Origin of the sequence: Proteiniclasticum sp. C24MP, from assembly GCF_043951855.1 — a bacterium.
Taxonomy (GTDB): Bacteria; Bacillota; Clostridia; order Clostridiales; family Clostridiaceae; genus Proteiniclasticum.
Genome location: NZ_JBINJW010000064.1, coordinates 1 through 1,570 on the forward strand (window position 1 = coordinate 1; position 1,570 = coordinate 1,570).

1 rRNA gene is annotated in these 1,570 nt (G+C 51.9%); it reads left to right on the plus strand.

Annotated features, from left to right (window positions below):
• Positions 1-76 precede the first annotated feature (76 nt).
• Positions 77-1,570, plus strand: a 16S ribosomal RNA gene (locus tag ACHAL6_RS15535); the annotation flags it as partial.

Sequence of the window (1,570 nt, forward strand, 5' to 3'; positions counted from 1 at the left end):
AAACACTTCCATCACGGAAGTGGAATTCAAGCAATTGAATTCAAAGCTAGTGTAATGAATAGCTAGTTCAAACTTTAAAATTGAGAGTTTGATCCTGGCTCAGGACGAACGCTGGCGGCGTGCCTAACACATGCAAGTCGAGCGGAGAATGCAAGATGTTTACATTGAGTATTCTTAGCGGCGGACGGGTGAGTAACACGTGGGTAACCTGCCTCAAAGTGGGGGATAGCCTTTCGAAAGGAAGATTAATACCGCATAAGCTTGTAGCATCGCATGGTGCAGCAAGAAAAGGAGCAATCCGCTTTGAGATGGACCCGCGGCGCATTAGCTAGTTGGTGAGGTAACGGCTCACCAAGGCCACGATGCGTAGCCGACCTGAGAGGGTGATCGGCCACATTGGAACTGAGACACGGTCCAGACTCCTACGGGAGGCAGCAGTGGGGAATATTGCACAATGGGCGAAAGCCTGATGCAGCAACGCCGCGTGAGTGATGAAGGCTTTCGAGTCGTAAAGCTCTTTGATCAGGGATGATAATGACAGTACCTGAAAAACAAGCCACGGCTAACTACGTGCCAGCAGCCGCGGTAATACGTAGGTGGCGAGCGTTGTCCGGAATTACTGGGCGTAAAGGATGCGTAGGTGGATACTTAAGTGGGATGTGAAATCCCCGGGCTCAACCCGGGAACTGCATTCCAAACTGGGTATCTAGAGTGCAGGAGAGGAAAGCGGAATTCCTAGTGTAGCGGTGAAATGCGTAGATATTAGGAGGAACACCAGTGGCGAAGGCGGCTTTCTGGACTGTAACTGACACTGAGGCATGAAAGCGTGGGTAGCAAACAGGATTAGATACCCTGGTAGTCCACGCCGTAAACGATGGGTACTAGGTGTAGGAGGTATCGACCCCTTCTGTGCCGTCGTTAACACAATAAGTACCCCGCCTGGGGAGTACGGTCGCAAGACTAAAACTCAAAGGAATTGACGGGGGCCCGCACAAGCAGCGGAGCATGTGGTTTAATTCGAAGCAACGCGAAGAACCTTACCTAGACTTGACATCTCCTGAATTACTCTTAATCGAGGAAGCCCTTCGGGGCAGGAAGACAGGTGGTGCATGGTTGTCGTCAGCTCGTGTCGTGAGATGTTGGGTTAAGTCCCGCAACGAGCGCAACCCTTATTTTTAGTTGCTACCATTCAGTTGAGCACTCTAAAGAGACTGCCCGGGTTAACCGGGAGGAAGGTGGGGATGACGTCAAATCATCATGCCCCTTATGTCTAGGGCTACACACGTGCTACAATGGTGAGAACAAAGAGACGCGAGACCGCGAGGTGGAGCAAATCTCACAAAACTCATCCCAGTTCGGATTGCAGGCTGAAACTCGCCTGCATGAAGCCGGAGTTGCTAGTAATCGCGAATCAGCATGTCGCGGTGAATACGTTCCCGGGCCTTGTACACACCGCCCGTCACACCATGAGAGTTGGCAATACCCGAAGTCCGTGGGGCAACCGTTTACGGAGCCAGCGGCCGAAGGTAGGGTCAGCGATTGGGGTGAAGTCGTAACAAGGTTAACCGTA